Consider the following 26,081-nt stretch of genomic DNA (forward strand, 5'->3'; position numbering starts at 1 on the left):
GGAGAAATTCAGCCCGTCCGGCGTTTGAGGACGAACTCGGCGGAGCCGGTGATGAAACCGCTCCGCCGGGCGCCAGAGCCCTACGCCCAGAGCTGGCCCTGCAGCGTCTCGATCGCCGCCTCGGTCGTCTCCGCCGTGTAGACGCCCGTCGACAGGTACTTCCAGCCCCCGTCGGCCACCACGAACACGATGTCGGCGGACTCCCCCGCCGCCACCGCCTTCTTGCCGACGCCGATCGCCGCGTGCAGCGCGGCGCCGGTGGAGACCCCGGCGAAGATGCCCTCCTGCTGGAGCAGTTCGCGGGTGCGCGTCACGGCGTCCGCCGAGCCGACCGAGAAGCGCGTGGTCAGGACCGACGCGTCGTACAGCTCGGGGACGAAGCCCTCGTCGAGGTTGCGCAGGCCGTACACGAGGTCGTCGTAGCGGGGCTCCGCGGCGACGATCTTGATGTCCGGCTTCTGCTCGCGCAGGAAACGGCCCACGCCCATCAGCGTGCCCGTGGTGCCCAGGCCCGCGACGAAGTGGGTGACGGAGGGCAGGTCCGCGAGGATCTCGGGACCGGTCGTCGCGTAGTGCGCGCCCGCGTTGTCCGGGTTGCCGTACTGGTAGAGCATCACCCAGTCCGGGTGCTCGGCCGCCAGCTCCTTGGCGACGCGTACCGCCGTGTTGGAGCCGCCCGCCGCCGGGGACGGGATGATCTCCGCGCCCCACATGGCCAGGAGTTCACGCCGCTCCTGCGAGGTGTTCTCCGGCATGACGCAGACGATGCGGTAGCCCTTGAGCTTGGCGGCCATCGCGAGCGAGATGCCCGTATTGCCGGACGTCGGCTCCAGGATCGTGCAGCCGGGCGTCAACCGCCCGTCCTTCTCCGCCTGTTCCACCATGTGCAGCGCCGGGCGGTCCTTGATGGAACCGGTCGGGTTCCGGTCCTCCAGCTTCGCCCAGATGCGGACGTCGTCGGACGGGGACAGACGCGGCAGGCGGACGAGGGGCGTGTTGCCCACGGCCTCCAGCGGGGAGTCGTAGCGAGGCATCCGCGATCAGACCATGCCGCCGGCCACGGCCGGGAGGATCGTGACGTTGTCGCCGTCCGTGAGCTTGGTGGAGATGCCGTCCAGGAAGCGGACGTCCTCGTCGTTCAGGTACACGTTCACGAAGCGGCGCAGCTTGCCGTCGTCCACGATGCGCTCGGCGATGCCCGCGTGCCGCGAGTCGAGGTCGGCGAAGAGCTCGGAGAGGGTGTCACCGCTGCCCTCGACGGCCTTGGCGCCGTCGGTGTAGGTGCGGAGGATGGTCGGGATGCGGACCTCGATGGCCATGGCTGGGAGCTCCTGTCGGGGAAGTCACGTGGGTGGGCGCGCGGCGGCCCGGTGGTGCGGGTGCTTGAGTTCGGGTGCGTAAGGCGTTCGGGTGCGTAAGGCTTTGCTGCTTGCTGCGCGAGGCGCTACGCGGGGATGGCGCCGCGGCTCACGGCCGTACGGCGGCGGCTGTCAGCGCGAACAGATCGCGCTGGAAAGCCTGCACAAATCGACGTGCAGACGCGCAACGAGCAGCATGCCCGGCATCTTGTCGCTCACGTCGTGGGGAACCATGCGGTCATCGTATCGATTCCCGGTCCGGGTTCTGGAATGTGATCTCGCATGGTGGACGGTTCGCGTCCATCACGTGGATGGGGGGAGGTACGTGACCGTCGGCGCGGCGGTCACGGGGTGCACCGAGACCTCCGCCGTGACCCCGTACACCTCGGCGAGCAGCTCGCTGGTCAGCACTTCTTTCGGCGGCCCCGACGCGACGAGGCGTCCGCCGTCGAGAACGTACAGGAGGTCGCAGTAGTAGGCCGCGAGATTCAGGTCGTGCAAAGCAAGCAGGTTGGTGGTGCCGAGGTCGCGGACCAGGGCGAGGATCTCCAGCTGGTAGCGGATGTCGAGGTGGTTGGTGGGCTCGTCGAGCACGAGGACCGCGGGCTCCTGCACCAGCGCCCTCGCCACCAGGGCGCGCTGCCGCTCGCCGCCGGAGAGCCCGGCGAAGGCGCGGTGGGCGAGGTCGGCGGCGCCGACGCGTGCCAGGGCCTCGTCGACCAGGACGGCGTCCCGCGCGGTGTCCGCCTCCCAGAAGCGTTTGTGCGGGGAGCGGCCCATGGCGACGATCTGCCGGACGGTGAGCTCGAAGCCGGTGTGCCCGTCCTGCGGGACGGTGGCGATGCGGCGGGCGCGGTCCTTGGCCGAGCGGGTCGCGAGATCGGTGCCGTCAAGGAGTACGCGGCCTGCGGTGGGCGTGAGGGTGCCGTAGACGCAGCGCAGGAGGGTGGTCTTGCCGCTGCCGTTGGGGCCGACGAGGCCGATGGTCTCGCCTTCGGCGGCGTGCAGGGTGATGTCGTCGACGAGGGTTTTTCCGCCTGGAGCTGTGCGGTAGGTGAGGGACTCGGTGGTCAGGATCGACGCCGGGTGACTCATGCGGTTGCCTCCGTACGGTTCCTTCGCAGCATCCACAGGAAGAACGGGCCGCCCGTCAGCGCGGTGAGGACGCCGACCGGGATGTCCTGCGGCGCCGCGACCGTGCGCGCGGCGAGGTCGGCGGCCACCAGGAACACCGCGCCCATCAGGGCCACCACCGGCAGGAGCGCCCGGTGGGCGGCGCCGACCAGCATCCGGGCCGCGTGCGGGACCATCAGGCCGACGAAGCCGATGGCTCCGCTGTACGCGACGAGTACGCCGGTCAGGAGCGAGGCGAGGACGAAGACGGCGGCGCGGAAGCGGGCGGTGTCCAGGCCGAGGACGGTGGCGCCCTCCTCGCCGACCAGGAGCAGGTCCAGGGGGCGGGCCAGGGCGACGAGCAGCGCCGTGCCCGCGATGAGGGCGATGCCGGGCAGGGCGAGCATGTCCCAGCGGGCGCTGCCGAGGCCGCCGAGCGTCCAGTACAGGACTTCCTTCAGGTGGTCCGCGCTGTCGGCCATGATCAGGATGAGGCTGGTCAGGGCGGAGAGGATGTACGAGACGGCCACGCCCGCCAGGATCAGCCGTCCGGTGGCGAAGCCGCCGCCTCCCGACCTTGCCAGGGTGTAGACGACGAGCAGGGAGAGCAGGGCTCCGGCGAAGGCGGCGGCGGGGATGGTGACGGTGGTGGCCAGGCCCGCGCCCATCCCGAAGACGCTGCCGAGCACGATGACGGCGACGGCTCCCGCGGAGGCGCCTGAGGAGACCCCGAGGAGGAAGGGGTCGGCCAGGGGGTTGCGCACCAGGGCCTGGAGCACTGTGCCGATGACCGCGAGGCCCGCGCCTACGGCTGCGCCGAGCAGGACCCTGGGGAGTCTTACGTCCAGGACGATCGTGCGGTACGGGGAGAGCTCCGCCCTCCCCGTGAGGATTTCCAGTACCTGGGGTGCCGGGATCCTTACGGAGCCCAGCGCAAGGCCGGCTACGACCGCTGCCGCGAGGGCCATGAGCAGACCTACGACAACCGTGCCATAACGGAGTTTTCTACCGACCCTGTCACGGTTGCCGTCGATCACCGGCTCCGCCGAGTTCGTCCTCAAACGCCGGACGGGCTGGATGTTCACAGCTGGTCCGCCAGCTTGCTCACCGCCCCCGGTGCCCGCACCCCCGTCACCGCGTCCGACAGCGGCAGGACCGCGAAGCGCTTGTGCTTGATGGCGGGGACGTCTGCCAGGACCGGGTCTTCCAAGAGGCGCTTTTTCTTCTGGGCGACCGTCGTGCCGCCGTAGTCGAGGATCACGATCGTCTCGGGCTTGCGGTCGACGACCGACTCCCAGGACGCGTCGCCGAAGGACTTGTCGAGGTCGGCGAAGACGTTGCGGCCGCCGGCCCGTTCGATGATGTCGTTGCCGATGCCCCGGCCGCCCGCCGTGAACGCGGTCTTGTCGCCGCTGTCGTAGACGAAGACCGGGACCGGCTTCTTCGACCCGGCCTTCGTCCCGGACAGTTCGCGCTTGGCCTCGTCCACCCACTTGTCCGCCCGCGGCCGTACACCGAACGTGCTGCCGACCTCGCGGACCTCCCGGTAGACGTCGTCCATGGTCACGGCCTTCTTCGCGCAGCCCTCGACGTTCAGGCGGCTGTCGATGCCGGACTTCGCCAGGGCCCCGCGGCTGCGGCCCTCGCCCGCAAGGAAGGCGCTCGCGTAGCCGCCGTAGACGAAGTCGGGGTTCGCGGCCAGGAGCTTCTCGTACGAGGGGTACTCCTTGGCGAGGACCGGGGTGTCCGCGTACGCCTTCGCGTACTTCGGCAGGACCTTGTCGTCCAGGTACGCCGTACCGGCCAGGCGGTTCTTCAGGCCCAGCTCCAGCATCACTTCCGTCGCGTGCTGGTTCATCGTCACGGCACGCTTCGGAGGTGCTTCGTACGTCGTCTTCGTGCCGCAGTTCGTGACCGTGTACGGGAATCCTGCGGCCTTCGCGGCGGGCTTGTCCGATGCGGAGTCCGCGGCGGACGAGCAGGCGGCGAGCGGGACGAGCAGGGCTGCGGCCGCGAGCAGGCGTATGGGGCGGGACATGACTGAGCTGCCTCCTCCAGGGGATTTCCGCGTCCCCTGCGTCGTGGGAGAAGAAGGCGGCAGGTCAGTTCCTGACTGCCCCGCCCGCGGAGGGTGGGGTCACAGTGGCGGGACCGTGCCGGATTCGCACCGGCTTCCTGGGTCCTGCCGCCTCAAAGGTGAGCTCAGTATGCCTGGACGATCTCGACCTCTTCTTCGGTGACCTTGCCCTCGACGATCCGGAAGGAGCGGAACTGGAAGTCACCGGCGTCGTCGGTGTCGGCCGTGGAGACCAGGACGTAGTGGGCGCCCGGCTCGTTCGCGTACGAGATGTCGGTGCGCGAGGGGTATGCCTCGGTCGCCGTGTGCGAGTGGTAGACGATCACCGGCTCCTCGTCGCGGTCGTCCATCTCGCGGTACAGCTTGAGGAGGTCGGTCGAGTCGAACTCGTAGAACGTGGGCGAGCGGGCCGCGTTCAGCATCGGGATGAAGCGTTCCGGGCGGCCTGTGCCCTCCGGGCCCGCGACCACACCGCAGGCCTCGTCGGGGTGGTCCTGGCGCGCGTGCGCGACGATCTGGTCGTGGAGGGCCTGGGTGAGGGTCAGCATGGCAGCCAGGATAAGCAGAAGGGCCGGCCCGTACCGAGGAGTGGTACGAACCGGCCCACATGCTGGGATCAGCTGGAAGGTGGAGCTGTCGGGCCGCGGTCAGGACTTGATCGCGTCCTTCGGGCCCGCCTCACCGCCGCCCGTCGGCTGCGAGTCCTTGCGCTTCTGCATGACCAGGTAGCCGACGCCCAGGATCAGGGCCCAGACGGGGGCCGCGTAGAGCGAGATCCGCGCGTCCTTGTCGATGCCCATCATCACGATGACCATCGCGATGAAGGCGAGCGCGAACCAGCTCGTGTACGGGGCACCCGGCGCCCGGAAGGTGGACTGCGGCAGCTCGCCGCGGTCGGCCTTGCGGCGGTACTTGATCTGGCAGACCAGGATCATGATCCAGGCCCACATGCCGGAGATGGTGGCGAAGGAGACGACGTAGTTGAACGCCTCGCCCGGCCACTGGTAGTTGATCCAGACGCCGACCAGCATCAGCGCGGCGGAGAAGGTCGTGCCGACGAGCGGCAGGCCGTTCTTCGTGAGCTTGGTGAAGAACTTCGGTCCCTGGCCGTTGAGCGCCAGGTCCCGCAGCATGCGGCCGGTGGAGTACATGCCGGAGTTGCAGGAGGAGAGCGCGGCCGTCAGGACGACGAAGTTGACGATCGCGGCGCCGACGCCGAGGCCCATCTTGTCGAAGGCGGCGACGAACGGCGAGACGCCCGGCACGAACTCCGTCCACGGCACGACCGAGAGGATCATGATGAGCGCGCCGACGTAGAAGACGGCGATGCGCCACGGCACGGTGTTGATGGCCTTGGGCAGGACGGTCTTGGGGTCCTTGGACTCGCCCGCGGTGACGCCGACGAGCTCGACGGCGAGGAAGGCGAACATCACGATCTGCAGGGTCATCAGCGTGGAGCCGATGCCGTTCGGGAAGAAGCCGCCCTGGTCCCACAGGTGGGAGACGGACGCGGTGTCACCGGCGTCGGAGAAGCCGATGGTGAGGATGCCGGCGCAGATCAGGATCATGCCGATGATCGCGGTGACCTTCACCATCGAGAACCAGAACTCGAGCTCGCCGAAGAGCTTCACGGAGATCAGGTTGGCGCCGTAGAGGATGACCGTGAAGATCAGCGCGTAGCCCCATTGTGGAATGGAGTCGTGTGTCCAGTACTGCATGTACTGGGCGGCCGCCGTCACTTCCGTGATGCCGGTGACGACCCAGAAGAGCCAGTACGTCCAGCCGGTCACGTACCCGAAGAAGGGGCCGATGAATTCGCGCGCGTACTCCGAGAAGGAGCCCGACACGGCGCGGTACATGAGCAGCTCGCCCAGGGCCCGCATGATGAAGAAGATGACAAGGCCGGCGATGGCGTACGCCAGGATGAGGCTCGGACCGGCCTTGTGAATGGCCTTGCCCGCGCCGAGGAACAGGCCGGTGCCGATGGCACCGCCGATCGCGATCATCTGGATCTGCCGGGCCCCGAGCCCGCGCTGATAGCCCTCGCCTGACGAACCGGACGAACCGCCCGCTCCGTCGGCCTCATTGCCGTCGTGATGCTCTTCGACCTGCACTGAGGTCATGGTGACGCCTTTCTCCACGCTAGATCCGTGCCCGCGTCTGCGTATGGCCACGGATCAGGTCCTGATCCCCCCGGATATGGATGGAGTGCTACCGGCGGTCTGCCGGCCCGAGCGCCACCGGTGACATGGGTGGCGTCACCGAGTGGTCGTGAAGATTTATCACGGCCGCAACAGTGATCGGCCGGGGCGCGTGTGGCCCACGCCACGAGAAGAACCGGACAAAATTCCCTCGCGGCGTCAAACGCGGGCACGGCAGTAACGCGATCGTTATCCGGATTTGAGCGTCCGATGAGCGAACAGGGGGTAACCGCTGCTACATACAACGACTTTGCGGCGGCAACGGTGTGACTTCTAACCGATGAGCGTGCCCACCAGCGTCTCCTGGAGGCCGCCGAGCCAGAGATAGGCCATCACCATCGGCTTGCGCGGATCGGCGTCGGGCAGCCGGAAGAGGCGGTCCGTGTCGTCCTCGTCGGTCACTTCGAGGCGGGCGCCGATCGCCAGGCGCAGGTCGTTGAGCGCGCCGAGCCAGTGCCGCGACTCGTCGGCGGACAGCTTCAGGACGGCGCCGCCCTCGCCCTTGGACGCCGTGGCGTCGAGGCAGCGGATCACCACCAGGGCGTCGTCGCGCTTCTTGGCCCGCAGGTCGTTCTCGGTGAAGCGCCGGAACTCGGAGGAGTAGGCGCGCAGTTCGTCCTCATCGGCCTTCTCGCTGCCGGGGCCGCCGTACGCGTCCGGGAGCAGCCGCTGGAGGACCGGGTCGGTGGGCGGCTCGCTCGGGCCCTCCGCGAACAGCTCCGCGAGGGGGTCGTCGGAGGCGTCCTCGGCCGGGCCGGGACCGATCAGCTCCAGGAGCTGCACGGCGAGGGACCGGATGATCGAGATCTCGACCTCGTCGAGCGCGACGGCGGCGCCGCCCCCGGGGATGGCTTCGAATTGTCCTGGCATCAGATGCGTCGCTACTTCCGGTCCTGCTGGAGGGTGGCCCAAAGCCCGTACCCGTGCATGGCCTGCACGTCGCGCTCCATCTCCTCGCGGGAGCCGGTGGAGACGACGGCACGGCCCTTGTGATGCACGTCCATCATCAGCTTCGTGGCCTTCTCCTTCGAGTACCCGAAGTAGGACTGGAACACGTAAGCCACGTAACTCATCAAATTGACCGGGTCGTTGTGGACCAACGTGATCCATGGGACATCCGGCTCCGGAACGGCGAACGTTTCCTCTGCCGATTCCGGGCGGGTGATCTCTGCGGGAGCCGTACTCACCTGTCCCATGCTGCCACCCGCAGGGGGCCCTCGCACAAATGGGCTCAGGAAATCGTCAGAGTGACGAGATGCGGGGTAGCATCCTTCGTATGAACACAGCGGACCTTGGGCTGCCGGTGGATGTTCCGTCGACAGCGCTCTTCACGGATCACTACGAGCTCACGATGCTGCAGGCCGCACTGAAGGCCGGCACCGCCGACCGGCGCTCCGTCTTCGAGGTCTTCACGCGCAGACTGCCCGAGGGGCGCCGCTATGGAGTGGTGGCCGGTACCGGCCGGGTCCTGGACGCCGTGGAGAACTTCCGCTTCGACGCCGACGTCATCGGATTCCTCCGCGAACGGCGTGTCGTGGACGAGGCGACCCTGGAGTGGCTGGCCTCGTACCGCTTCAGCGGCGACATCTGGGGCTACCCCGAGGGCGAGGTCTACTTCCCCGGCTCGCCCATTCTGCGCGTCGAGGGCTCCTTCGCGGAGTGCGTGCTCCTGGAGACGGTGATCCTCTCCATCCTCAACCACGACTCGGCGATCGCGGCCGCCGCGTCCCGGATGGCCTCGGCCGCCGGGGAGCGCCCGCTGATCGAGATGGGCGCCCGGCGCACGCACGAGCTCGCGGCCGTCGCGGCGTCCCGCGCCGCGTACGTCGGCGGGTTCACCACCACGTCCGACCTGGCGGCCGGCTTCCGCTACGACATCCCCACCGTCGGCACGTCGGCCCACGCCTTCACTCTCCTGCACGACAACGAACGCGACGCCTTCCGGGCCCAGGTCGACTCGCTCGGCCCCGGCACGACCCTGCTCGTCGACACGTACGACGTGACCGCCGCCGTCCGCACCGCCGTCGAGGTCGCCGGGCCCGAGCTCGGTGCCGTGCGCATCGACTCCGGTGACCTGCTCCTTGTCGCGCACCGGGTGCGGCAGCAGCTGGACGAGCTCGGCGCCACGAAGACGAAGATCGTCGTGACCTCCGACCTGGACGAGTACGCCATCGCCTCGCTCGCGGCGGCGCCCGTGGACGCGTACGGCGTGGGCACGCAGCTCGTCACCGGGTCCGGGCACCCCACCTGCTCGATGGTCTACAAACTGGTGGCCCGCGCCCACTCGGCGGACCCGAAGGCTCCGCTCGAACCGGTGGCCAAGAAGTCGCTCGGCGCCAAGTCGTCGGTGGGCGGCCGCAAGTGGTCCGCCCGGCGCCCTGACGAGCACGGGGTCGCCGAGGCCGAGGTGATCGGCACGGGTGCGGTGCCTGCGGAGCTCGCCGACCACCAGCTCCTCGTCGAGCTGATCAAGGGCGGTGAGGTGCTTGCGCGCGAGCCGCTTGACACCGTGCGCGACCGGCACGCGGCGGCACGGGAGCGGCTTCCGCTGTCGGCGACGCAGCTGTCGAAGGGCGAGGCCGTCATCCCGACGGAATACATCTGAATGCGCACATCTGAAAACGCCTGAGGAACAGGCCCGAAGGCACAGGTCCGACGGAAACGTCTGACCAATACGTTCGATTGTGCGCCGGAGCGGAGAGCAGGGCGTTCGAACGCCCTCTCCCGCAACGCGTACGAAGTCTCTACGCTCGGTTCATCCGGCCGAGTCCCCGCCGCTGCGAGTTTTGCCCGACCGAAGGACACCCGATGCGCCGCGCTCTGATCGTCGTCGATGTGCAGAACGACTTCTGCGAGGGCGGCAGCCTCGCGGTCAGCGGGGGAGCCGACGTTGCCGCCGCGATCACCGACCTCACCGGGCAGGCACCCGCGGGCTACCGCCACGTGGTGGCCACCCGCGATCACCACATCGACCCCGGCGACCACTTCTCGGACCACCCGGACTACGTCGACTCCTGGCCCCCGCACTGCGTGGCGGGGACGGAGGGGGTCGGCTTCCACCCGAACTTCGCGCCGGTCGTCGCGTCCGGGGCGATCGACGCGGTCTTCGACAAGGGGGCCCACTCGGCCGCCTACAGCGGCTTCGAGGGCGCCGACGAGAACGGCGTCCCGCTCGCGGACTGGCTGCGGGCCCGGAAGATCACCGAGGTGGACGTGGTGGGAATCGCCACGGACCACTGCGTCCGCGCCACGGCCCTCGACGCGGCACGAGAGGGCTTCGCCACGACGGTCCTCCTGGACCTGACGGCCGGCGTCTCCAAGGAAACGACGGAGCGGGCTCTGGAGGAGCTCCGCGAGGCGGGGGTAGAACTGACGGGCAAGCCGGTGGTCTGACAAAGATCCCGCAGGGGCAGCGCCCCTTCAGGGGCGCGGGGAACTGCGCGATCAGCCCCCACCGGCCCGCAGAGGCAACTCACACGCCCGAAGGTCTGGCCTCCGGCCGGCCGGGTCTCTGCCCCTGCAGCGCCTGCCGCTTAAGGGCGCGAATGGGATGCCAAAGCTCAGCCGCAGCGTCCGGCGCCGCCCGCCATATCAACCCGTCCGGATGATGCAGCACCGCCGTGATCTCATCCGGCGTAGGCGGCTCCGCGTTACCCCGCAGATACACCGCCCGCATGCCCAGATTCCGCAGCCGCGTCAACGCCCTCGCGCGGTTCATCGAGTGGACGATCATCCTGACGTTGCCGCCGCCCGCGTACGGGCTGGGCAGGGTCAGGGCCACCACCACGCTGCCGTTCGGCAGCTTGCTGAAACCTCCTGCGGACATGGCTGGTCACACCCCCGTGAGACGTCGCACGAAGCCCCTGGCCGGGCTCCGTGTCAATAAGAAATCCACAGGACGCACCTAAACACGATCGGCCGCCGCCCGCTAGAGGGCGACGGCCGATCATGGCTTGACCTGCGAAAACGCTAATTACTTCTTGGAGGGGCCGACCTGGACCGTGATCGAGGAGCCATCCTTCGGCTGCTTGATGATCTTGATCTGGGTGTTGGTGTCAGTGACCTTGACACTTCCCGTGCCGTTCTCCTTGTACCAGTAGGTGCCCTTGTGGTCGTCGAAGACCGGAACACCCTTCTGGGACTTGATCTTCAGCGCGACGTCCGCGTTGTGGAGCGTGAACTTGTCCGTCGCGTACTTGCTGAAGGGCGCGTCGAACGGCTGGATCTTGTTCCGCAGCAGGGTGCCGTCCGCCCACTTGAGCGGCTTGGCGTGCGCGTCCACCGGAAGGATCAGACCCTCGCCCGGGTGGGCGCTGGTGTTGTTGTCCTTCTGCGAGGTGTCCCACTGCCAGACCATCAGGCCGGTCTGGTACGCGTAGTGCTCGACCCAGTCCGGACGGGACTTGGAGAAGCCGAAGTTGTACGGGCCGTTCTCCAGGGTCTTGTCGTACGACACGTACTGGCGGTTCTCGGCGAGGTAGTACTGGTCGTACTTCTTGGTGAAGGACTCGCCGATGCGCGAAAAGCCCTTCGCCGTCCAGCCGTTGTCGTCGCCCTCGGCGCCGTCCTCGAAGACCTTGGCGCCGTCCGCGGTGACCGCGAGGGCGTCGGCCGCGAAGCCCTTGCCGCCCGCGCCGCCGTCCGTCGAGTAGCGGAAGCGGAGGTCGATCTTCTTGCCCGCGTACGCGTCGAGCGGGAACGCGAGCTTCTTGTACGCACCCGACGCACCGGTCAACGCGGGCTTGTCACCGGCGTCGCGCGGGATGGCCTTGCCGTCCGCGGTGCCGTCCACCGGCGTCCAGTTGGCGCCGCCGTCCGTCGACACCTCGGTGTAGAGGTAGTCGTAGTTGGCCTCGATGTCCCACCAGCCGTCGAGCGAGAGCGCGGCCTTGGACTTGCCGGTCAGGTCGACCGAGCGCGTCAGGGTGTTCTTGAGGTCGTCTCCCTGGTCGCTCCACCACTGCTTGGAGCCCTCGGTGGGCTTGGTGACCGTGGTGGTGACGGCCTTCTTGGGGAGGTCCACGACGAGCGCCTGGCGGTGCCGCGTGTTGTACTCCGAGACGCCCAGCTTGTGCTCGGACGTCGTCGCGGCCTTGGCCTTGGCGTAGTCGAGCCAGCCCAGCTGGAACTTGTCCCAGGCGGTCATGTCGCCGGGCAGGTCACCGATGGCGTTCTTGCCGGTGCCGAGCCAGGACCCCGCCGACATCAGCGACCAGAAGCCGACCGAGTTCTCGCCCTTGCCCGAGGTGTCGTACAGGTCGGGCAGGCCCAGGTCATGGCCGTACTCGTGGGCGAAGACACCGAGGCCGCCGTTCTCCGGCTGCATCGTGTAGTCGCCGACCCAGATGCCCGAGTCGCCGATCTGCGTGCCACCGGCCTTGTTGTTGCCGGGGCCGGTGTTGCCCGCGTCGTTGCCGTACGCGTACCAGCGGTGCGCCCACAGGGCGTTGGTGCCCTCGGCGCCGCCGCCGGCCGACTCGTCCTCGCCCGCGTGCACGAGCTGGAAGTGGTCGATGTAGCCGTCCGGCTCGTTGAAGTCGCCGTCGCCGTCGAAGTCGTAGCGGTCCCAGAGGTCGTACTTGGCGAGGTCCGCCTTGATCTGGGCGTCCGTGCGGCCCTGCGCCTTCTGGTCCTTGGTCCAGGCGGTCACGCCGTCCTTGACCGCGTCCCAGACGTTGGGGCAGTTGGTGTCGCCGCAGTAGTTCGAGCCGTAACGGGCCTCGTTGTAGTCGACCTTGACCCAGTCGGAGACCTCGCCGTCGACCGAGTAACGGCCGGAGGAGGTCTTCTCGTAGTAGGTCTTCAGGGACTCCTTCTGCTTGCCCTTGGAGTCCTTGCCCTCACCGAAGTAGAGGTCCTGGAAGTGCTTCTGGTTGTAGTCCTTCTGCCAGGCCGTGCTGTTGTCCTTCGCACGGTCCGGCTCGGCTATCTTGTTGTGCGCCGGGCCGGGCTTACCGCCGTACTTCTTGACCGGCGGCTCGGGGCCGTCCGCACCGTCGGGGTCGTACATGGTGGTGTCGTCCACCTTGTCCCCGAACTCGACCAGGATCGTGAAGATCTTGTCGGTCTTCTCCCGGCCGAGCTCGACGTACTTCTTGTCGTCGAGCTTCACGACCTGGGAGCCGCCGCGCTTCTGCACCTTGGCGTCGCCCGCGACGACCTGCTGGAGCGCCGCCTTGCGCTGCTGCGCCTGCTGCTTGCTGAAGGGCCCGTCGAGGTCGTGGTCGACCTGCGCCTTGGCCCTGCCCGGGTCCTGCCGATCGATGGCGGGAGCTCCGGTGGACCCACTGTCATCGGCCGCTGCGGCGGCTGCCGAGAACGTGGCGGCTGCGGTGGCCATCGCCACGGCAGCCGCGGTGGCTCTGAACGTCCGTCTTCTGACTGTCACTTGATGCTGTCCTCCCCCGCGTCCGCGCGGAGGCGGGCCGAGGTCCCGGTCGGAGGAGGTCCGCGCGCGATACGCGTCACAAGTGACGACATTCGACCGGAGATACGGGAGAAAAGACAGACCTTGACTTGAACAGGCCAAGTGCACTATGCAGATCTGGAGATCCGCTATTCGGACATGTGCGCCCACCCGTCGGCATGGTCAACAGGCGCGTCCAGTCGTCCACTTGCTGGACATCATGAACCAGTGCGCCCCCTGTGCTGCCGCACCGTGGGTTAGGTCACGCTTACTGGCTGTTCCCGTCGGGCATGCAGCGGATTAGAGTCATTCGTCGGTGCGTCATGGCGCGTGGCGACAATCTCAAGTCGTCGCAGCCGGGCACCCTTTGATTCGTATACACAGCTTCACATTGGGCACGACCACCCCCGCATCCGCTGTCCCGAGGACGGATTACGCCATGCCTCGTCCCATGCCGCTGCCTCGTCCGACTCCCGCCCAGATCACCTACGGCACGCTGACGGTCGTCTTCTCGACGCTCGCCATGCTGCTGCTCTCCCAGACGAGTTCGGGGATCGGTGTCGCGGTGATATCAGCCGCCGCGCTCGGTCTCGGCTTACTCGTGGCCATGACTGTTCCCCAGCCCCAATCCCAATCCCAATCCCAACCCGAACCCGCGGCCTCTCCTGCCGCACGGGTCGCCCCCGCCGCCAGGACCGCCGACGAGCGCGTTCCGGCCCAGCGGGCCGCCGCGCCCGTCCTTGCCGAGTCCGTGAGCGAGCCGGCGGGCCCGTAAGGATCACGAGCCCGCCCGGTCTGCCGCTTGTCGCCGCCGCACCTGTTGCCGCCGCGGTGGCCGTGTCCAGTGCCGTCAGCCGGTGCTGACCACCACCGTCTTGGCAGCCTTGTCGTGCAGGCCCTGCTTGTAGGGCTTGTCGAAGAAGCTCCAGCCGCCGCAGATCGCCGTCCAGATGCAGGCGCAGCAGAAGGCGAACGGCAGCCAGAGGACGGCCGCGCGGACGAGTGCGGTCTGCAGGGTGGGCGTCGCCCCGTCGTTGAGGTTCGCGACCCGCAGCCCCAGCCACTTCTTGCCCAGGGTCTGGCCCGTCTTGGAGATCATGAAGCTGTCGTACGCGATGTAGAGCACGGCGGCGAGCAGGGACTGCCCGAAGCTCTTGCCGTACTGGACCTTGTCCGGGTCGACGTCGAACTCATTGGTGCCGAAGCCCCACGAGAGCAGCCAGACGACCACGCCGACCAGGATCATGTCGAGGATGCGGGCGAGTACGCGCTTGCCGCTCTCCGCGAGCGGCGGCATACCGGCCAGCGGGTCCCCGGCTCCGCCGTAGGGATCCCCGCCACCTGCGCCTCCGCCGTACGGCGGCGGTGGCGGGGGCGTGCCGTAAGGGGAGCCGCCGCCGTCCTGCGGGGGCCTGTCGTAAGGAGAGCCACCGCCGCTGTCCTGCGGGGGCTGCTTCCTGAAGGGGTCGTTGTCGTCCGGGGGCGGCGGGTATTGCGGCGGTTCGGTACTCATGGGCCGAGTGGACCGCGGGGGCGGCGGAGGCGCATCCGGCGCGCGGCTGTCCGGGTTAAGGACGGCCTCGAACGCCGGCCGGGCCGGATCCGTGCCCGGCGGAGAACTAACCCGCCACGAACGTTCCCGCGGCCTTGTCGTGCCAGCACTGGCGCCACGGGCGGTCGAACACGCACCACAGGACGCCGACGACGCCGATCACCAGGACCCCCGGCACCGCGTAGACGAGCCACCGCTTCAACGCCGCTCCGAACGTCGGCGCATCGTGCTCCTCCATGTCCCGCACCTGCAGCCCGAGCACCCGCTTGCCCAGCGTCCGACCCCACTTGGCGGTGGGCAGGACTTCGTAGACGACGCCGAAGAGGAGCAGCACGGCGAGGACCATCCCCAGATAGCCCGCCGTGGTGCCGTCGAGCAGCCACACGGTGACCTTCTCGCCGGACAGCTTCGCCGCGTCGATCTTGCTGTCGACGTGATCAGCGGCCTTCGTGCCGAGCGGCAGCGCCGCGGCGCTGGTCACGGCGACGAGGACGATCGTGTCGATGAGCCGCGCCGCGAACCGCTTGCCGAGCCCCGCGGGCCGCCCCGACGCCTGGTTCTGCGCCATCGCGAGGAACGGGTCGTTGGCCACCGGCTTCCACGGCACGACGGGCTGCTGCTGGCCGTCCCCCTCGGCGAGCTGGTGCACCTGCTGTGCCCACGAGGGCGAGCCGCCACCGGGCCCCGAGGTCACGGGCGAGGCCGCACCGCCCTGCTGCGGAACGGACGGCTGTACGGGCGTGGGAGCGGGGGCAGGCGCGGGCGCAGGTGCCGGCGCAGGGGCGGGCGCTGCGGCCTGCGGCGGAACGGCGGCCTGCGGAGGCGCCGGGGTCTGCGCCCCCGCGCCGGAGGATTTCGGACGGAGCGCCCGGATCGCCATGGTGCCTTCGGTGGCGGGCGCGGCCGCGGTGGGCCGCACCGGCCCCGTGGGCCTGCGGAACGTCACCGTGCCGTCCGTCGGAGGCTGCTGCTGCTGCTGCTGCTGCTGCTGCTGCTGCTGCTGCTGCTGCGAGGGCGTACCGGAGCCGCTCGCCCCGCCCGGCTTGATCGCACGGATCTGCACCGTGCCGGGATTGTGCGTCTCCGGAACAGCGGGAGACGCAGGAGACACAGAGGACGCAGGAGATGCCGGAGACGCAGGCGCGGGAGAGGGGGAAGAGGAAGCGGACGGGGCGTCCCCGGGGGTCGATCCGCTCGGCACCCGTGGATCCGCGGTCCTCGCCGCGCTCTGCTGCTCGGGTCCGCCCCAGGAAATTCGCTGATCCTGTTCGCCCCCGAGCCCCGCCTGCCGAGCCGCGTCCGCTTGCCACGCCGATGCGGGTTCGGGCCTCGTCCCATGCTGTGAGACATCGGCGTCAACCGCACCGCCCGTCACGCCGGGAGCCGGGTCCTGCGTCGACGTGGACGTCGGTTCCTCGTCGAAAAAGTGCGGTCCGGTCTCCTCCGCGGAGGGCGCGGACACGGGCCCGGACACAGGCGCGGCCGAGGGCGCGGACCCGGACCCGGGAGGCGCCGGCAGCGATTCGCCGTCGGTCGGTGCGGGACGGCTTGTTCCGGGTACCCAGGCCGCGCCGTTCCAGTACCGGACATATCCGGGAATGGACGGATCGGGGTAGTAGCCTTCGCGGGGCCTGTCGTCGCCTGGGGCCGGAGTTGGGGCGCTCATGTCCGTCGTCCCGTATCTGCTCGGGGGTCTTTTTGAGGCTCCACATCTATCAGACCTCCGCGCCTCACAGTGCGGGTCCTGCCTCACAGACCACTTTCCGGGCACAGTTCAACCACATACGGAACTCACGCGAAACTCGTTCCGAACTCGTACGGAGAAACTTTCCGAAACCCGCGTAACGCTCCGCCGTGGGCGCGCTCTCTCCTTGCACGGACCCGCTCCAGGGTTCCGAACGAGGAAGGAACAGCACCGACATGCACACCGTGGTGGAACGCGAGCTAGAGCTCAAACTCGTCATCTCGCCGGAACGCGCCGTCCCCGTCCCGGCCCGCCTGTCCTACCGGACCGACGACCCCTACGCCGTCCACATCTCCTTCCACATCGGCTCCGACCACCCCGTGGACTGGACGTTCGCCCGCGAGCTCCTGGTCGAGGGGGTGTTCAGGCCCTGCGGGCACGGCGATGTCCGGGTGTGGCCCACGAAGGTCGAAGGGCGCAGCGTCGTACTGATGGCGCTGACCTCACCCGACGGTGACGCCCTCCTGGAGGCGCCGGCGCCCGCCGTGTCCGCCTGGCTCGAGCGCACTCTGCGGGTGGTCCCTCCGGGTTCCGAGGCTGAGCGGCTCGGCATCGACGACGGCCTCGCCGAGCTGCTCATGCCGACCACGGGCCGCGTCGACGAGCTCTGGCTGCGCGACCCGTGGCCCTCGGACGAGTCCAAGGACGGTGAGTGAACCGCGCGGCCACGGGGGTACGCGCGGGGTCAGAACAGCTTGCCGGGGTTGAGGAGGGAGAGCGGGTCGAACGCCGTCTTGATGGCGCGCTGCATCTCCACGCCCACCGGGCCGATCTCGCGCGCCAGCCATTCCTTCTTCAGGACGCCCACGCCGTGCTCGCCGGTGATCGTGCCGCCGAGTTCCAGGCCCAAGGCCATGATCTCGTCGAAGGATTCGCGGGCTCGGCGGCCTTCGTCGGCGTCCGCGGCGTCGAAGCAGACGGTGGGGTGGGTGTTGCCGTCGCCCGCGTGCGCGCAGACCCCGATCGTGAGGCTGTATTTCTCGGCGATGCGCTCCACGCCTTCGAGCATGTCGGCGAGCTTCGAGCGCGGCACGCACACGTCGTCGATCATCGTCGTGCCCTTGACCGCTTCGAGCGCGGTGAGCGACAACCGCCGCGCCTGGAGGAGGAGTTCGGACTCCGCCGCGTCCTCGGCCGGGACCACCTGGGTGGCGCCCGCGGCCTCGCACAGCGCGCCGACGGCCGCGAGGTCCGCGGCCGGATCCGAGGTGTCGAAGGCGGCGAGGAGCAGCGCCTCGGTGGTCTCCGGGAGGCCCATGTGGGCCAGGGCGTTCACGGCCCTGATGGTCGTACGGTCCATCAGTTCAAGGAGTGAGGGGACGTGCCCCCCTTCCATGATCTTGCAGACGGCGTCGCAGGCGGCCTGCGCCGAGCCGAACTCCGCTGCCAGGACGAGCTGTTGCGGCGGCTGCGGCTTCAGGGCGAGGGTCGCGCGCACGACGATGCCGAGGCTGCCCTCGGAGCCGACGAAGAGCCGGGTGAGGTCGTATCCCGCGACGCCCTTGGCCGTGCGGCGTCCGGTGCTCATGAGCCGCCCGTCGGCGAGGACGACGTCGAGCCCGAGTACGTACTCCGCCGTCACGCCGTACTTCACGCAGCACAGGCCGCCCGAGGCCGTGCCGATGTTCCCGCCGATGGTGCAGGTCTCCCAACTGGACGGGTCCGGCGGGTAGTAGAGACCTTGTTCGTTCACTGCGCGGGAGAGCGTGGCGTTGACGACGCCGGGTTCGACGACCGCGATCCGGTCGACGGGGTTGATCTCCAGGATGCGGTCCATCTTGACCAGCGAAAGGACGATGCAGCCCTCGCTGGCGTTCGCGCCGCCCGAGAGACCCGTGCGGGCGCCCTGCGGGACCACGGGGAGCCGTAGCTCGGTGGCCGTGCGCATGACGTGCTGGACCTGCTCGACGGTGCGGGGCAGGACGACGACGGCCGGGGTGCCCGCGTCGCAGAAGCTCGCCATGTCGTTCGCGTACGAGGACGTGATGTCGGGGTCCGTGAGGACGGCCTCGGCGGGGAGGCCGTCCTGGCCCTCCCGGAGGAGTTCGATGAGTGTGCGGCTCATGATCACAGCCTCGCACCCGGGGCCATCGGTGTGAACCCGTGTGCGACGCCGGTCCGCATGCCGGGATGTGCTCTTCGTATTGACGCACAGTGAACGCCATGGAGATCGAGAGCCGGTCGGAGACCGTGACGGCGAAGGAACAGGGGCCGCCGGCCGCGCCCCGCGTCTGGAGCGAGTCGCCACGGGGTTCGCGCCGGTCCCCCCTCCTGCGGCGCGCCCTGATCGCCTCCGTCGCCGGGTGCGTGGTGCTCGGCGGCGTCCTCGTGCTGCTGCCCGAGGACGAGAAGGCGCCGCCGCCCGCCCTCGGGCCCGCCGGGCGGGCGATGGCGGCGGCGGGGGCCGGTGCGCCTGCCGCGCTGCCCGATCTCACGGTCCTGATCGGGGAGCGGGAGGCGCACGTGCGCAAGCATCCCGGTGACGACGAGTCGTGGGCGGTGCTCGGGGCCGCCTACGTCGAGCGTGGGCTGCGGACCGCGGACTCCGCGTACTACCCCAAGGCCGAGCAGGCGCTGCGCACGTCGCTGAAGACCAGGCCGCAGGGGAACACGCAGGCGCTGACCGGCATGGCGGTGCTCGCGAACGCGCGGCACGACTTCCGCGGGGCGAAGAAGTGGGCCGGGGCCGCGGTCGCCCTCGCGCCGAAGCGGTGGTCGACGTATCCCGTCCTGATCGACGCGTACAGCGGCCTCGGCGACGCGAAGGGCGTGGAGAAGGCCCTGGAGACGCTCAAGGAGCTGAAGTCGGGCGCCGCGGTGAAGGCCAGGTCCGGGCAGGTCTACCGGGACCGCGGCTGGCGCGAGGACGCGGCCACGTCGCTGATGGACGCGGCGTCGCTCGCGGAGAGTCCCGCGCAGAAGGCGGTCTGTCTGTACCGGGTGGGCGAGCTGTCGTGGGAACGCGGCGAGCCCGCGGAGGCCCTTCGCTACTACGACACGGCGCTGGTCGCGGACCCGGACCATCACCCTTCCCTCGCCGGGAAGGGCCGCGCGCTGGCGGCGCTCGGCCGTACGGCGGACGCGCTGCGTTCCTATCAGAACGCGCTGAGAAGGCAGCCCAACCCGGAGTACGCCCTGGCGCTCGGCGAGCTGTACGAGTCGCTGCGGCTCGCTCCGGCATCCCGCGCCCAGTACGACGTGCTGCGGGCCCGCGTGAAGCAGGAGGGGGTCAACGGCGTCAACGACGAGCGGATCCTCGGCCTCTACGAAGCCGACCACGGGGACCCGGAAGCGGCGGTGGACCGGCTGCGGGCGGAGTTCAAGCGCCACCCGAGTCCGGAGGTGGCGGACGCGCTCGGCTGGGCGCTGCACCGGGACGGTGAGAGCAAGGAGGGCCTGAAGTTCGCGACGCGGGCGACGGAGAAGGGGCCGATCAGCGCGCTGTTCGCCTATCACCGGGGCGAGATCGAGCGGGAGATCGGCAAGTACGGGGCCGCGCGGCGGCACATCGGCGAGGCCCTGCGCATCAACCCGTACTTCTCGCCCCTGCTGGCCCCCGCAGCCAAGGAGGCGATGGAGGCCCTGGGCGATCCCCCGGACGGCGGCCCGGACCAGATGTACGCGCCTCCGGGGTCGACCCCCGACCCCATTCCGACGTCGAAGCCCAAACCCAAGCCGAAGCCGACGCAGCAGAGCTGACCCCGCTCGCCCGCGGTTACAGCGCCGCCGTGCCGATCAGGGCGTTGCGGGTGACGAGGTCGGTGAGGGCCTGCTCCGTGAGGTCTTCCGTGCCCTCGGGGCGGCGCGGCAGGACCATGTAGCGGGTCTCCGCGCTGGAGTCCCAGACGGTGATCTCCGTGTCGTCGGGCACCGCGCAGCCGAACTCCTCGAGGACCGCCCGCGGCTCCCGCACCACCCGGGACCGGTAGGCCTCGCTCTTGTACCAGCTGGGGGAAGGGCCGAGCAGCCGTACCGGATAGCAGGAGCAGAGGGTGCAGACGACGACGTTGTGGGTGCGGGCGGTGTTCTCCACGACCCGCAGGCGCTGCGGCTGTACGCCGCCCGCGGCGTAGCCGAGCTCGGCCACCGCCGACGTACCGTCCGCGAGCAGGCGCTCCCTGAATGCCGGGTCCGTCCACGCCCTGGCCACGACGCGGGCCCCGTTCAGTGGGGACGATCCGGCGAGGAACGCGTCCAGTGCCTCGTCGAGGGCTGCCCCTGCGACGATCCCGCGCTCCTCCAACAGGGCTTCCAGCTTGCGTACTTGGCGGGAGATCGCCGCATCCGAGTGCGTGCCGGACATCAGTTCCGTACCTCCGGTTCCGGCTCCAGGTAGCTCTCCCACAGGTCGAGCACCACCCCGTGGTCGCCCTCGCCCCACAGCTCACGGGCGGCGAACCGCACCGCGTACACCTGCTCCAGGGGCGCGTCGCCACGCCCCTGCGAGCTGACGTCCGCCAGCGGGTGCCTGCCCTCGGGTTCGACCACCACGCCCCGCTTGCCGCGGGCGTACCGGGGCAGGCGGGTGTGGTGCGTCGGGTCGTGGTGGGCGGTGCGGACGCGGGCGCCCGGCGCGAACCGGTCAGTCATCAAGATCACCCGCCGCCACGACGCCCTTGCGTTCGAGCAGCACGCGGATCGCGTGGAACCACCGCTCGTAGTACGACGCCGCCAGGTACTCCCCCGGCGGCATCGTCTCCACGGCGTCCCTGAACTCGTCCAGGTTGTAGACGCCTTCGCGCACCAGCGCACTGTTGAGCGCGAACACCCGCGCCTCCCAGTCCGCGTGGAAGGGCTCCGTGTCGTCGGTGGTGTCGACGGGCCCGAAGCCCGTCATCCCGCCGACGTCGTTGATCCTGGCCATGCCCGCACTCTAGCCAGTGATCCCCGGGTCGCCCTAGAGGTTGCCGCGCTTCTCCTGCTCGCGCTCGATCGCCTCGAAGAGGGCCTTGAAGTTGCCCTTGCCGAAGCCCATGGAGCCGTGCCGCTCGATCATCTCGAAGAAGACCGTCGGGCGGTCCTGGACCGGCTTGGTGAAGATCTGCAGGAGGTAGCCGTCCTCGTCGCGGTCGACCAGGATCTTCAGCTCGCGCAGGGTCTCGACGGGGACGCGGGTCTCGCCGGCCCACTCGCCGAGGGTGTCGTAGTACGAGTCGGGGGTGTCGAGGAACTGGACGCCGGCCGCGCGCATGGTGCGTACGGACTCCACGATGTCGTTCGTGGCGAGCGCGATGTGCTGGACGCCCGCGCCGCCGTAGAACTCCAGGTACTCGTCGATCTGCGACTTCTTCTTGGCGATGGCGGGTTCGTTGATGGGGAACTTCACCTTGAGGGTGCCGTCCGCGACCACCTTCGACATCAGCGCGCTGTACTCGGTGGCGATGTCGTCGCCCACGAACTCCTTCATGTTCGTGAAGCCCATGACCTTGTTGTAGAAGGCGACCCACTCGTTCATCTTGCCGAGTTCGACGTTGCCGACGCAGTGGTCGATCGCCTGGAAGGTGCGCTTGGCGGGCGGCTCGACGATCGGGGCCGCCGTGGTGTAGCCGGGCAGGTAGGGGCCGTCGTATCCGGTGCGGTCGACCAGCGTGTGGCGGGTCTTGCCGTACGTCGCGATGGCGGCGAGGACGACCGTGCCGTTCTCGTCCTTGACCTCGTAGGGCTCGGTGAGGCCGCGGGCGCCGTGCTCGACGGCGTACGCGTACGCGGCGCGCGCGTCCGGCACCTCGATGGCGAGGTCGACGACGCCGTCACCGTGCTCGGCGACGTGGCCCTCGATGAAGTGGCCCCAGTCCGTGGATGCCTTGATGACGGAGGTGAGGACGAAGCGGGCGCCGCCGTTCGTGAGGACGTACGACGCGGTCTCGCGGCTGCCCGTCTCAGGTCCGGCGTACGCCACGAGTTTCATGCCGAACGCCGTGGAGTAGTAGTGCGCCGCCTGCTTGGCGTTGCCCACGGCGAAGACGACCGCGTCCATTCCCTTGACCGGGAAGGGATCGGCCTCGCGCGCGGTGTGGGGGGTGGTGGCCGTGTGCTGGGTGTTCGCGGTAGCTGCCATGCCCGCAGGCTCCCGCCGTATCGCAAGGTGCGCAATAGTTTGCGTACTCAGTGGGCAATCTGCACAGCGACAGGGCAGAGTGAGCGGACCATCTGTACACGATGACCACTTCTGAAGCGGAGAAGAACACCCCATGACGATCGATCATCTGGACGGCAGGCTCATCGTGCTGCTCGCGCGCGAGCCCCGCATCGGTGTCCTGGAGGCGTCGCGCCGGCTCGGCGTCGCGCGCGGGACCGTGCAGGCCCGGATGGACCGTCTTCAGTCGAACGGAGTCATCCGCGGCTTCGGCCCGGAGGTCGACCCCGCCGCCCTCGGCTACCCCGTCACCGCCTTCGCCACGCTGGAGATCAAACAGGGCCAGGGCGCGGACGTACGGGCGCATTTGGCGACCGTGGCCGAGGTCCTGGAACTGCACACCATCACCGGCCACGGGGACATGCTCTGCCGTCTCGTCGCCCGTTCGAACGCCGATCTCCAACGTGTGATCGACCGGGTCCTGGGTTTTGATGGCATCGTCCGGGCCTCCACGGCGATCGTCATGGAGAACCCTGTTCCGCTGCGGATCATCCCGCTGGTCGAACAGGCGTCAGAGGGCACCTGATGCGGGTAAGTAGGAGAACGGACGGCCGGACGGACACAGGGCGGTACGGCCCCACTACGTACGCAGCACGCGGGCTGCGGGAGACTCCCGGAGCCGTCTGAACCGCGCCCGGACGAGGTGAGCAGTTCAGTGAACTTCTGGGACTACCTCGGCAACCGCCACCAGCAATTGCTGGCGGACGCCTACCAGCACGCGAGCGCGGTCTTCCAGTGCATGGTCGTGGCGACCGTCATCGGAGTACTGATCGGCGTCATCACGTACCGGAGCGAGTGGGCGGGCAGCCTGGCAACGACCGCGACCTCCACCATCCTGACGATCCCCTCGCTCGCCATGATCGGTCTGCTGATCCCCGTCGTCGGCCTCGGTGTCGCCCCGACAGTCATCGCCCTGACCCTCTACGGCCTGCTCCCCATCGTGCGCAACGCCATCGTCGGCCTGCGCGGCGTCGACCCCTCGCTGGTCGACGCGGCGAAAGGCATCGGGATGTCGCGGGCCGCCCGCCTCCTGCGGGTGGAGCTGCCGCTCGCCTGGCCGCCGATCCTGACCGGCATCCGCGTCTCCACGCAGATGCTGATGGGCATCGCGGCCATCGCCGCGTACGCGTCGGGGCCCGGCCTCGGCAACGAGATCTTCCGCGGCATCGGCTCGCTCGGCAGCAAGAACGCGCTCAACCAGGTACTCGCGGGCACGCTCGGGATCATCGTCCTTGCCCTGCTCTTCGACGCCGCGTACATCCTGATCGGCCGGCTGACCATCCCGAGGGGGATCCGTGTCTGAGACCACCGCGACTTCCACCGACGGGGCGACGGCCGAGGGCGCGGCGGCCCCCGGCGACACCACGGGCGCGACGATCGAGCTGGAGAACCTCACCAAGCGGTACGCGGGCAGCGGCGACCCCGCGGTGGACAGCGTCAGCATGGAGATCAAGGCGGGCGAGATCGTCATCCTCGTCGGCCCCTCGGGCTGCGGTAAGTCGACCACGCTGAAGATGATCAACCGCCTCATCGAGCCGACGAGCGGCCGTATCCGCATCGGCGGCGAGGACGTCACCGACATGGACCCGGTCAAGCTGCGCCGCAAGATCGGGTACGCGATCCAGTCGTCCGGGCTCTTCCCGCACATGACCGTGGCCCAGAACATCGCTCTCGTGCCGAAGATGATCGGCTGGGGCAAGACGAAGACCAAGAACCGGGTCGAGGAGATGCTCGACCTGGTCGGGCTCGACCCCGCCGAGTTCCACGGCCGCTATCCGCGCCAGCTCTCCGGCGGCCAGCAGCAGCGCGTGGGCGTGGCGCGGGCCCTGGCGGCCGACCCGCCCGTCCTCCTGATGGACGAGCCGTTCGGCGCGGTCGACCCGATCACCCGCGACCACCTCCAGGACGAGCTGATCCGACTCCAGCACGAACTGCACAAGACGATCGTCTTCGTCACGCACGACTTCGACGAGGCGATCAAGCTCGGCGACCGCATCGCCGTCCTCCGGGAGCGCTCGCACATCGCGCAGTTCGACACCCCGGAAGCCATCCTCACCAACCCCGCCGACGACTTCGTCTCCGGTTTCGTGGGCGCGGGCGCGGCCCTGAAGCGGCTCAACCTCACCCGCGTACGGGACGTGGAGATCGCCGACTTCGCGACGGTGACCGTCGACGACCCGCTCCAGGACATCTTCGACAAGCTGCGTGACAGCGGCACGAACGAACTGCTGCTCCTGGACAAGCGCCGCCGCCCCTACAAGTGGCTGCGGCGCGGCGACCTGATGCGCGCCGAGGGATCCCTTGCCCGCGCGGGCACCCTCGTCCACGACACGGTCACCCGTGACGCCACCCTGCGCGACGCGCTCGAAGCGGTCCTGACCGACAACGCAGGGCGGGTCGCGGTCACCGGGCGGCGCGGCGAGTTCACCGGCGTCGTGGACATGCAGACCCTGATGAACTCCGTCCACGAAATGCTGGAGGCCGACCGCCTCGACGCCGTGGAGCACCAGCACGAACTCCAGGAGCAGCGGGCTCTGCTGACCCACCACGAGCAGGAGGGTGACGGAGGGGCGGCGAAGGCGTGAGCGGCATCCCCGGGAACAACCCCCGGATCCCCGAGCACAAGCCCTCGCCCCTGGACGCCCCCGAACCACGTCCCGAGGGCGAGCACGAGGTCAAGGGCCATCTCTTCCGCGACACGGGCGAGGGCGAGCCGGAGCCCCCTCCCCCGGCGGCCACGGGCAGGCCGCGGCGGATCAGCTGGCTGAAGCTGACCGTGCTGCCCGCGTTCCTCGTCCTGCTCCTGCTGCTCACCTGGCTGTGGTTCCAGCAGGCCGACCTGGACTCGATCTCGAAGAACGCCCTGGCGGACGGCAACGTCTGGCTCAGGCTCCGCCAGCACATCCAGCTGACGGTGATCTCCACGTTCTTCGTGCTGATCATCGCGATCCCGCTGGGCATCCTGCTGACCCGCAGAAGGCTCCGCAAAGGGGCTCCCGTCGCGATGGCCCTGGCCAACATCGGCCAGGCGACCCCGGCGATCGGTCTCCTCGCCCTCCTGGTGATCTGGATCGGCATCGGCGAGAAGTCCGCCCTGATCGGCATCATCATCTACGCCGTCCTGCCGGTCCTCTCCAACACGATCGCGGGCCTGAACGCCAACGACCCGACCCTCCTGGAGGCCGCGCGCGGCATCGGCATGTCGCCGCTGGGCGTCCTCGGCAAGGTCGAACTCCCGCTGGCCGTACCGCTGATCCTCGCCGGTGTGCGCACCGCGCTCGTCCTGAACGTCGGGACGGCGACGCTCGCCACCTTCGGCGGTGGCGGCGGGCTCGGCGACCTCATCACCACCGGGATCACCAACCAGCGGATGCCGGTGCTCATGCTCGGCTCGATCCTGACGATCGCGCTCGCGCTGCTCGTGGACTGGCTGGCCTCCCTGGCCGAACTGGTCCTGCGTCCGCGCGGCTTGGAGGCCGGGTCATGAGGATGAG

The 26,081-nt window shown here is 69.3% G+C and carries 28 protein-coding genes and 1 riboswitch; of the genes, 9 read left to right on the forward strand and 19 right to left on the reverse strand.

All coding sequences use genetic code 11. The features are described from left to right. Window positions 1-80 precede the first annotated feature (80 nt). The 10 genes from ACWFR3_RS35560 to clpS form a co-directional block, all read right to left on the reverse strand. Window positions 81-1,034 carry a PLP-dependent cysteine synthase family protein gene (locus ACWFR3_RS35560; protein WP_453738827.1) on the reverse strand — a complete coding sequence of 318 codons (954 nt, stop codon included), beginning with the start codon at window positions 1,032-1,034 and terminating at the stop codon, window positions 81-83. A gap of 6 nt (window positions 1,035-1,040) precedes the next feature. After that, window positions 1,041-1,319, reverse strand: coding sequence for a MoaD/ThiS family protein (locus ACWFR3_RS35565; RefSeq protein WP_361186652.1), 279 nt, complete (start codon window positions 1,317-1,319; stop codon window positions 1,041-1,043). Between the two features lie 171 nt (window positions 1,320-1,490). Continuing rightward, window positions 1,491-1,592, reverse strand: a complete 102-nt coding sequence (locus ACWFR3_RS35570; RefSeq protein ID WP_336605789.1) for a putative leader peptide — start codon at window positions 1,590-1,592, stop codon at window positions 1,491-1,493. A 69-nt stretch (window positions 1,593-1,661) separates the two neighbouring features. Then, on the reverse strand, window positions 1,662-2,453 hold the full coding sequence (locus ACWFR3_RS35575; protein ID WP_453738828.1) for an ABC transporter ATP-binding protein: 792 nt from the start codon (window positions 2,451-2,453) through the stop codon (window positions 1,662-1,664). Then, on the reverse strand, window positions 2,450-3,439 hold the full coding sequence (locus ACWFR3_RS35580; RefSeq protein WP_453738829.1) for a FecCD family ABC transporter permease: 990 nt from the start codon (window positions 3,437-3,439) through the stop codon (window positions 2,450-2,452). Before ACWFR3_RS35580 ends, ACWFR3_RS35575 begins: the two co-directional genes overlap by 4 nt. Window positions 3,440-3,552: 113 nt before the next feature. Next, window positions 3,553-4,509, reverse strand: coding sequence for an ABC transporter substrate-binding protein (locus ACWFR3_RS35585; protein WP_453738830.1), 957 nt, complete (start codon window positions 4,507-4,509; stop codon window positions 3,553-3,555). Between the two features lie 45 nt (window positions 4,510-4,554). Then, window positions 4,555-4,672: riboswitch (cobalamin riboswitch) on the reverse strand. A 1-nt stretch (window position 4,673) separates the two neighbouring features. Then, window positions 4,674-5,096, reverse strand: coding sequence for a Mov34/MPN/PAD-1 family protein (locus ACWFR3_RS35590; protein ID WP_453738831.1), 423 nt, complete (start codon window positions 5,094-5,096; stop codon window positions 4,674-4,676). Between the two features lie 99 nt (window positions 5,097-5,195). After that, a complete protein-coding gene (locus ACWFR3_RS35595) occupies window positions 5,196-6,671 on the reverse strand; it encodes an amino acid permease (RefSeq protein ID WP_453738832.1) in 1,476 nt (491 codons plus the stop codon). Window positions 6,672-7,022: 351 nt separating this feature from the next. After that, window positions 7,023-7,619, reverse strand: coding sequence for a DUF2017 domain-containing protein (locus tag ACWFR3_RS35600; protein WP_453738833.1), 597 nt, complete (start codon window positions 7,617-7,619; stop codon window positions 7,023-7,025). A gap of 11 nt (window positions 7,620-7,630) precedes the next feature. Further along, window positions 7,631-7,945, reverse strand: coding sequence for an ATP-dependent Clp protease adapter ClpS (gene clpS, locus ACWFR3_RS35605; protein ID WP_361836503.1), 315 nt, complete (start codon window positions 7,943-7,945; stop codon window positions 7,631-7,633). Window positions 7,946-8,025: 80 nt separating this feature from the next. Here clpS and ACWFR3_RS35610 point away from each other — a divergent pair, with 80 nt between their 5' ends. Together ACWFR3_RS35610 and ACWFR3_RS35615 are read left to right on the forward strand one after the other, a co-directional pair. After that, window positions 8,026-9,354 carry a nicotinate phosphoribosyltransferase gene (locus ACWFR3_RS35610; RefSeq protein WP_453738834.1) on the forward strand — a complete coding sequence of 443 codons (1,329 nt, stop codon included), beginning with the start codon at window positions 8,026-8,028 and terminating at the stop codon, window positions 9,352-9,354. Between the two features lie 203 nt (window positions 9,355-9,557). Next, window positions 9,558-10,142 carry a nicotinamidase gene (locus ACWFR3_RS35615; RefSeq protein WP_453738835.1) on the forward strand — a complete coding sequence of 195 codons (585 nt, stop codon included), beginning with the start codon at window positions 9,558-9,560 and terminating at the stop codon, window positions 10,140-10,142. Window positions 10,143-10,221: 79 nt separating this feature from the next. On the opposite strand, the gene ACWFR3_RS35620 is transcribed toward ACWFR3_RS35615, so the two are convergent. After that, a complete protein-coding gene (locus tag ACWFR3_RS35620; RefSeq protein WP_453738836.1) occupies window positions 10,222-10,575 on the reverse strand; it encodes a hypothetical protein in 354 nt (117 codons plus the stop codon). Between the two features lie 147 nt (window positions 10,576-10,722). After that, on the reverse strand, window positions 10,723-13,137 hold the full coding sequence (locus tag ACWFR3_RS35625; RefSeq protein ID WP_453738837.1) for an immune inhibitor A domain-containing protein: 2,415 nt from the start codon (window positions 13,135-13,137) through the stop codon (window positions 10,723-10,725). 469 nt (window positions 13,138-13,606) lie between these two features. Here ACWFR3_RS35625 and ACWFR3_RS35630 point away from each other — a divergent pair, with 469 nt between their 5' ends. Continuing rightward, window positions 13,607-13,930, forward strand: coding sequence for a hypothetical protein (locus tag ACWFR3_RS35630; RefSeq protein ID WP_453738838.1), 324 nt, complete (start codon window positions 13,607-13,609; stop codon window positions 13,928-13,930). 75 nt (window positions 13,931-14,005) lie between these two features. Here ACWFR3_RS35630 and ACWFR3_RS35635 read toward each other — a convergent pair whose 3' ends face one another. Both ACWFR3_RS35635 and ACWFR3_RS35640 read right to left on the reverse strand, forming a co-directional pair. Next, window positions 14,006-14,668: an RDD family protein gene (locus ACWFR3_RS35635; protein WP_453738839.1), complete on the reverse strand. Its 663-nt coding sequence runs from the start codon at window positions 14,666-14,668 to the stop codon at window positions 14,006-14,008. Window positions 14,669-14,774: 106 nt separating this feature from the next. Next, a complete protein-coding gene (locus ACWFR3_RS35640; protein WP_453738840.1) occupies window positions 14,775-16,373 on the reverse strand; it encodes an RDD family protein in 1,599 nt (532 codons plus the stop codon). 254 nt (window positions 16,374-16,627) lie between these two features. On the opposite strand from ACWFR3_RS35640, the gene ACWFR3_RS35645 reads away from it, so the two are divergent. Continuing rightward, the gene (locus ACWFR3_RS35645; protein ID WP_453738841.1) at window positions 16,628-17,107 is read left to right on the forward strand and encodes an SsgA family sporulation/cell division regulator; all 480 of its coding nucleotides are present in this window, start codon (window positions 16,628-16,630) and stop codon (window positions 17,105-17,107) included. Window positions 17,108-17,136: 29 nt separating this feature from the next. On the opposite strand, the gene ACWFR3_RS35650 is transcribed toward ACWFR3_RS35645, so the two are convergent. Beyond that, window positions 17,137-18,516: an FAD-binding oxidoreductase gene (locus ACWFR3_RS35650; RefSeq protein WP_453738842.1), complete on the reverse strand. Its 1,380-nt coding sequence runs from the start codon at window positions 18,514-18,516 to the stop codon at window positions 17,137-17,139. Window positions 18,517-18,614: 98 nt separating this feature from the next. Between ACWFR3_RS35650 and ACWFR3_RS35655 the strand changes: the two genes are divergently transcribed. After that, complete coding sequence (locus ACWFR3_RS35655) at window positions 18,615-20,150, forward strand: tetratricopeptide repeat protein (RefSeq protein ID WP_453738843.1); 1,536 nt, start codon at window positions 18,615-18,617, stop codon at window positions 20,148-20,150. Between the two features lie 16 nt (window positions 20,151-20,166). Here ACWFR3_RS35655 and nthA read toward each other — a convergent pair whose 3' ends face one another. The 4 genes from nthA to hppD are packed head-to-tail and all read right to left on the reverse strand — an operon-like array spanning window position 20,167 to window position 22,509. Beyond that, a complete protein-coding gene (gene nthA / locus ACWFR3_RS35660; RefSeq protein WP_453738844.1) occupies window positions 20,167-20,754 on the reverse strand; it encodes a nitrile hydratase subunit alpha in 588 nt (195 codons plus the stop codon). Further along, a complete protein-coding gene (locus ACWFR3_RS35665) occupies window positions 20,754-21,041 on the reverse strand; it encodes an SH3-like domain-containing protein (protein ID WP_453738845.1) in 288 nt (95 codons plus the stop codon). Before ACWFR3_RS35665 ends, nthA begins: the two co-directional genes overlap by 1 nt. Further along, entirely contained in the window at window positions 21,034-21,315 is a 282-nt protein-coding gene (locus tag ACWFR3_RS35670; RefSeq protein ID WP_453738846.1) for a hypothetical protein, read from the reverse strand. Before ACWFR3_RS35670 ends, ACWFR3_RS35665 begins: the two co-directional genes overlap by 8 nt. A gap of 33 nt (window positions 21,316-21,348) precedes the next feature. Next, window positions 21,349-22,509 (reverse strand): 4-hydroxyphenylpyruvate dioxygenase, encoded by a 1,161-nt coding sequence (hppD, locus tag ACWFR3_RS35675; protein ID WP_453738847.1) that lies wholly within the window; start codon window positions 22,507-22,509, stop codon window positions 21,349-21,351. Between the two features lie 133 nt (window positions 22,510-22,642). On the opposite strand from hppD, the gene ACWFR3_RS35680 reads away from it, so the two are divergent. The 4 genes from ACWFR3_RS35680 (at window position 22,643) to ACWFR3_RS35695 (ending at window position 26,074) form a co-directional block, all read left to right on the forward strand. Further along, a complete protein-coding gene (locus tag ACWFR3_RS35680) occupies window positions 22,643-23,113 on the forward strand; it encodes an Lrp/AsnC family transcriptional regulator (RefSeq protein WP_361186698.1) in 471 nt (156 codons plus the stop codon). A gap of 129 nt (window positions 23,114-23,242) precedes the next feature. After that, the gene (locus ACWFR3_RS35685; protein ID WP_453738848.1) at window positions 23,243-23,890 is read left to right on the forward strand and encodes an ABC transporter permease; all 648 of its coding nucleotides are present in this window, start codon (window positions 23,243-23,245) and stop codon (window positions 23,888-23,890) included. Next, window positions 23,883-25,172 (forward strand): betaine/proline/choline family ABC transporter ATP-binding protein, encoded by a 1,290-nt coding sequence (locus tag ACWFR3_RS35690; RefSeq protein WP_453738849.1) that lies wholly within the window; start codon window positions 23,883-23,885, stop codon window positions 25,170-25,172. Before ACWFR3_RS35685 ends, ACWFR3_RS35690 begins: the two co-directional genes overlap by 8 nt. A 50-nt stretch (window positions 25,173-25,222) precedes the next feature. Then, on the forward strand, window positions 25,223-26,074 hold the full coding sequence (locus ACWFR3_RS35695) for an ABC transporter permease (protein ID WP_453738865.1): 852 nt from the start codon (window positions 25,223-25,225) through the stop codon (window positions 26,072-26,074). Window positions 26,075-26,081: the final 7 nt, after the last annotated feature.

The organism is Streptomyces sp. NPDC055189, assembly GCF_053606765.1.

Bases quoted from the DNA above. Each gene is read 5' to 3' on its own strand.
- ACWFR3_RS35560 (WP_453738827.1), bottom strand. From the start codon at position 1,034: ATGCCTCGCTACGACTCCCCGCTGGAGGCCGTGGGCAACACGCCCCTC.
- ACWFR3_RS35565 (WP_361186652.1), bottom strand. From the start codon at position 1,319: ATGGCCATCGAGGTCCGCATCCCGACCATCCTCCGCACCTACACCGAC.
- ACWFR3_RS35570 (WP_336605789.1), bottom strand. From the start codon at position 1,592: ATGGTTCCCCACGACGTGAGCGACAAGATGCCGGGCATGCTGCTCGTT.
- ACWFR3_RS35575 (WP_453738828.1), bottom strand. From the start codon at position 2,453: ATGAGTCACCCGGCGTCGATCCTGACCACCGAGTCCCTCACCTACCGC.
- ACWFR3_RS35580 (WP_453738829.1), bottom strand. From the start codon at position 3,439: ATGGCCCTCGCGGCAGCGGTCGTAGCCGGCCTTGCGCTGGGCTCCGTA.
- ACWFR3_RS35585 (WP_453738830.1), bottom strand. From the start codon at position 4,509: ATGTCCCGCCCCATACGCCTGCTCGCGGCCGCAGCCCTGCTCGTCCCG.
- ACWFR3_RS35590 (WP_453738831.1), bottom strand. From the start codon at position 5,096: ATGCTGACCCTCACCCAGGCCCTCCACGACCAGATCGTCGCGCACGCG.
- ACWFR3_RS35595 (WP_453738832.1), bottom strand. From the start codon at position 6,671: ATGACCTCAGTGCAGGTCGAAGAGCATCACGACGGCAATGAGGCCGAC.
- ACWFR3_RS35600 (WP_453738833.1), bottom strand. From the start codon at position 7,619: ATGCCAGGACAATTCGAAGCCATCCCCGGGGGCGGCGCCGCCGTCGCG.
- clpS (WP_361836503.1), bottom strand. From the start codon at position 7,945: ATGGGACAGGTGAGTACGGCTCCCGCAGAGATCACCCGCCCGGAATCG.
- ACWFR3_RS35610 (WP_453738834.1), top strand. From the start codon at position 8,026: ATGAACACAGCGGACCTTGGGCTGCCGGTGGATGTTCCGTCGACAGCG.
- ACWFR3_RS35615 (WP_453738835.1), top strand. From the start codon at position 9,558: ATGCGCCGCGCTCTGATCGTCGTCGATGTGCAGAACGACTTCTGCGAG.
- ACWFR3_RS35620 (WP_453738836.1), bottom strand. From the start codon at position 10,575: ATGTCCGCAGGAGGTTTCAGCAAGCTGCCGAACGGCAGCGTGGTGGTG.
- ACWFR3_RS35630 (WP_453738838.1), top strand. From the start codon at position 13,607: ATGCCGCTGCCTCGTCCGACTCCCGCCCAGATCACCTACGGCACGCTG.
- ACWFR3_RS35635 (WP_453738839.1), bottom strand. From the start codon at position 14,668: ATGAGTACCGAACCGCCGCAATACCCGCCGCCCCCGGACGACAACGAC.
- ACWFR3_RS35640 (WP_453738840.1), bottom strand. From the start codon at position 16,373: ATGAGCGCCCCAACTCCGGCCCCAGGCGACGACAGGCCCCGCGAAGGC.
- ACWFR3_RS35645 (WP_453738841.1), top strand. From the start codon at position 16,628: ATGCACACCGTGGTGGAACGCGAGCTAGAGCTCAAACTCGTCATCTCG.
- ACWFR3_RS35650 (WP_453738842.1), bottom strand. From the start codon at position 18,516: ATGAGCCGCACACTCATCGAACTCCTCCGGGAGGGCCAGGACGGCCTC.
- ACWFR3_RS35655 (WP_453738843.1), top strand. From the start codon at position 18,615: ATGGAGATCGAGAGCCGGTCGGAGACCGTGACGGCGAAGGAACAGGGG.
- nthA (WP_453738844.1), bottom strand. From the start codon at position 20,754: ATGTCCGGCACGCACTCGGATGCGGCGATCTCCCGCCAAGTACGCAAG.
- ACWFR3_RS35665 (WP_453738845.1), bottom strand. From the start codon at position 21,041: ATGACTGACCGGTTCGCGCCGGGCGCCCGCGTCCGCACCGCCCACCAC.
- ACWFR3_RS35670 (WP_453738846.1), bottom strand. From the start codon at position 21,315: ATGGCCAGGATCAACGACGTCGGCGGGATGACGGGCTTCGGGCCCGTC.
- hppD (WP_453738847.1), bottom strand. From the start codon at position 22,509: ATGGCAGCTACCGCGAACACCCAGCACACGGCCACCACCCCCCACACC.
- ACWFR3_RS35680 (WP_361186698.1), top strand. From the start codon at position 22,643: ATGACGATCGATCATCTGGACGGCAGGCTCATCGTGCTGCTCGCGCGC.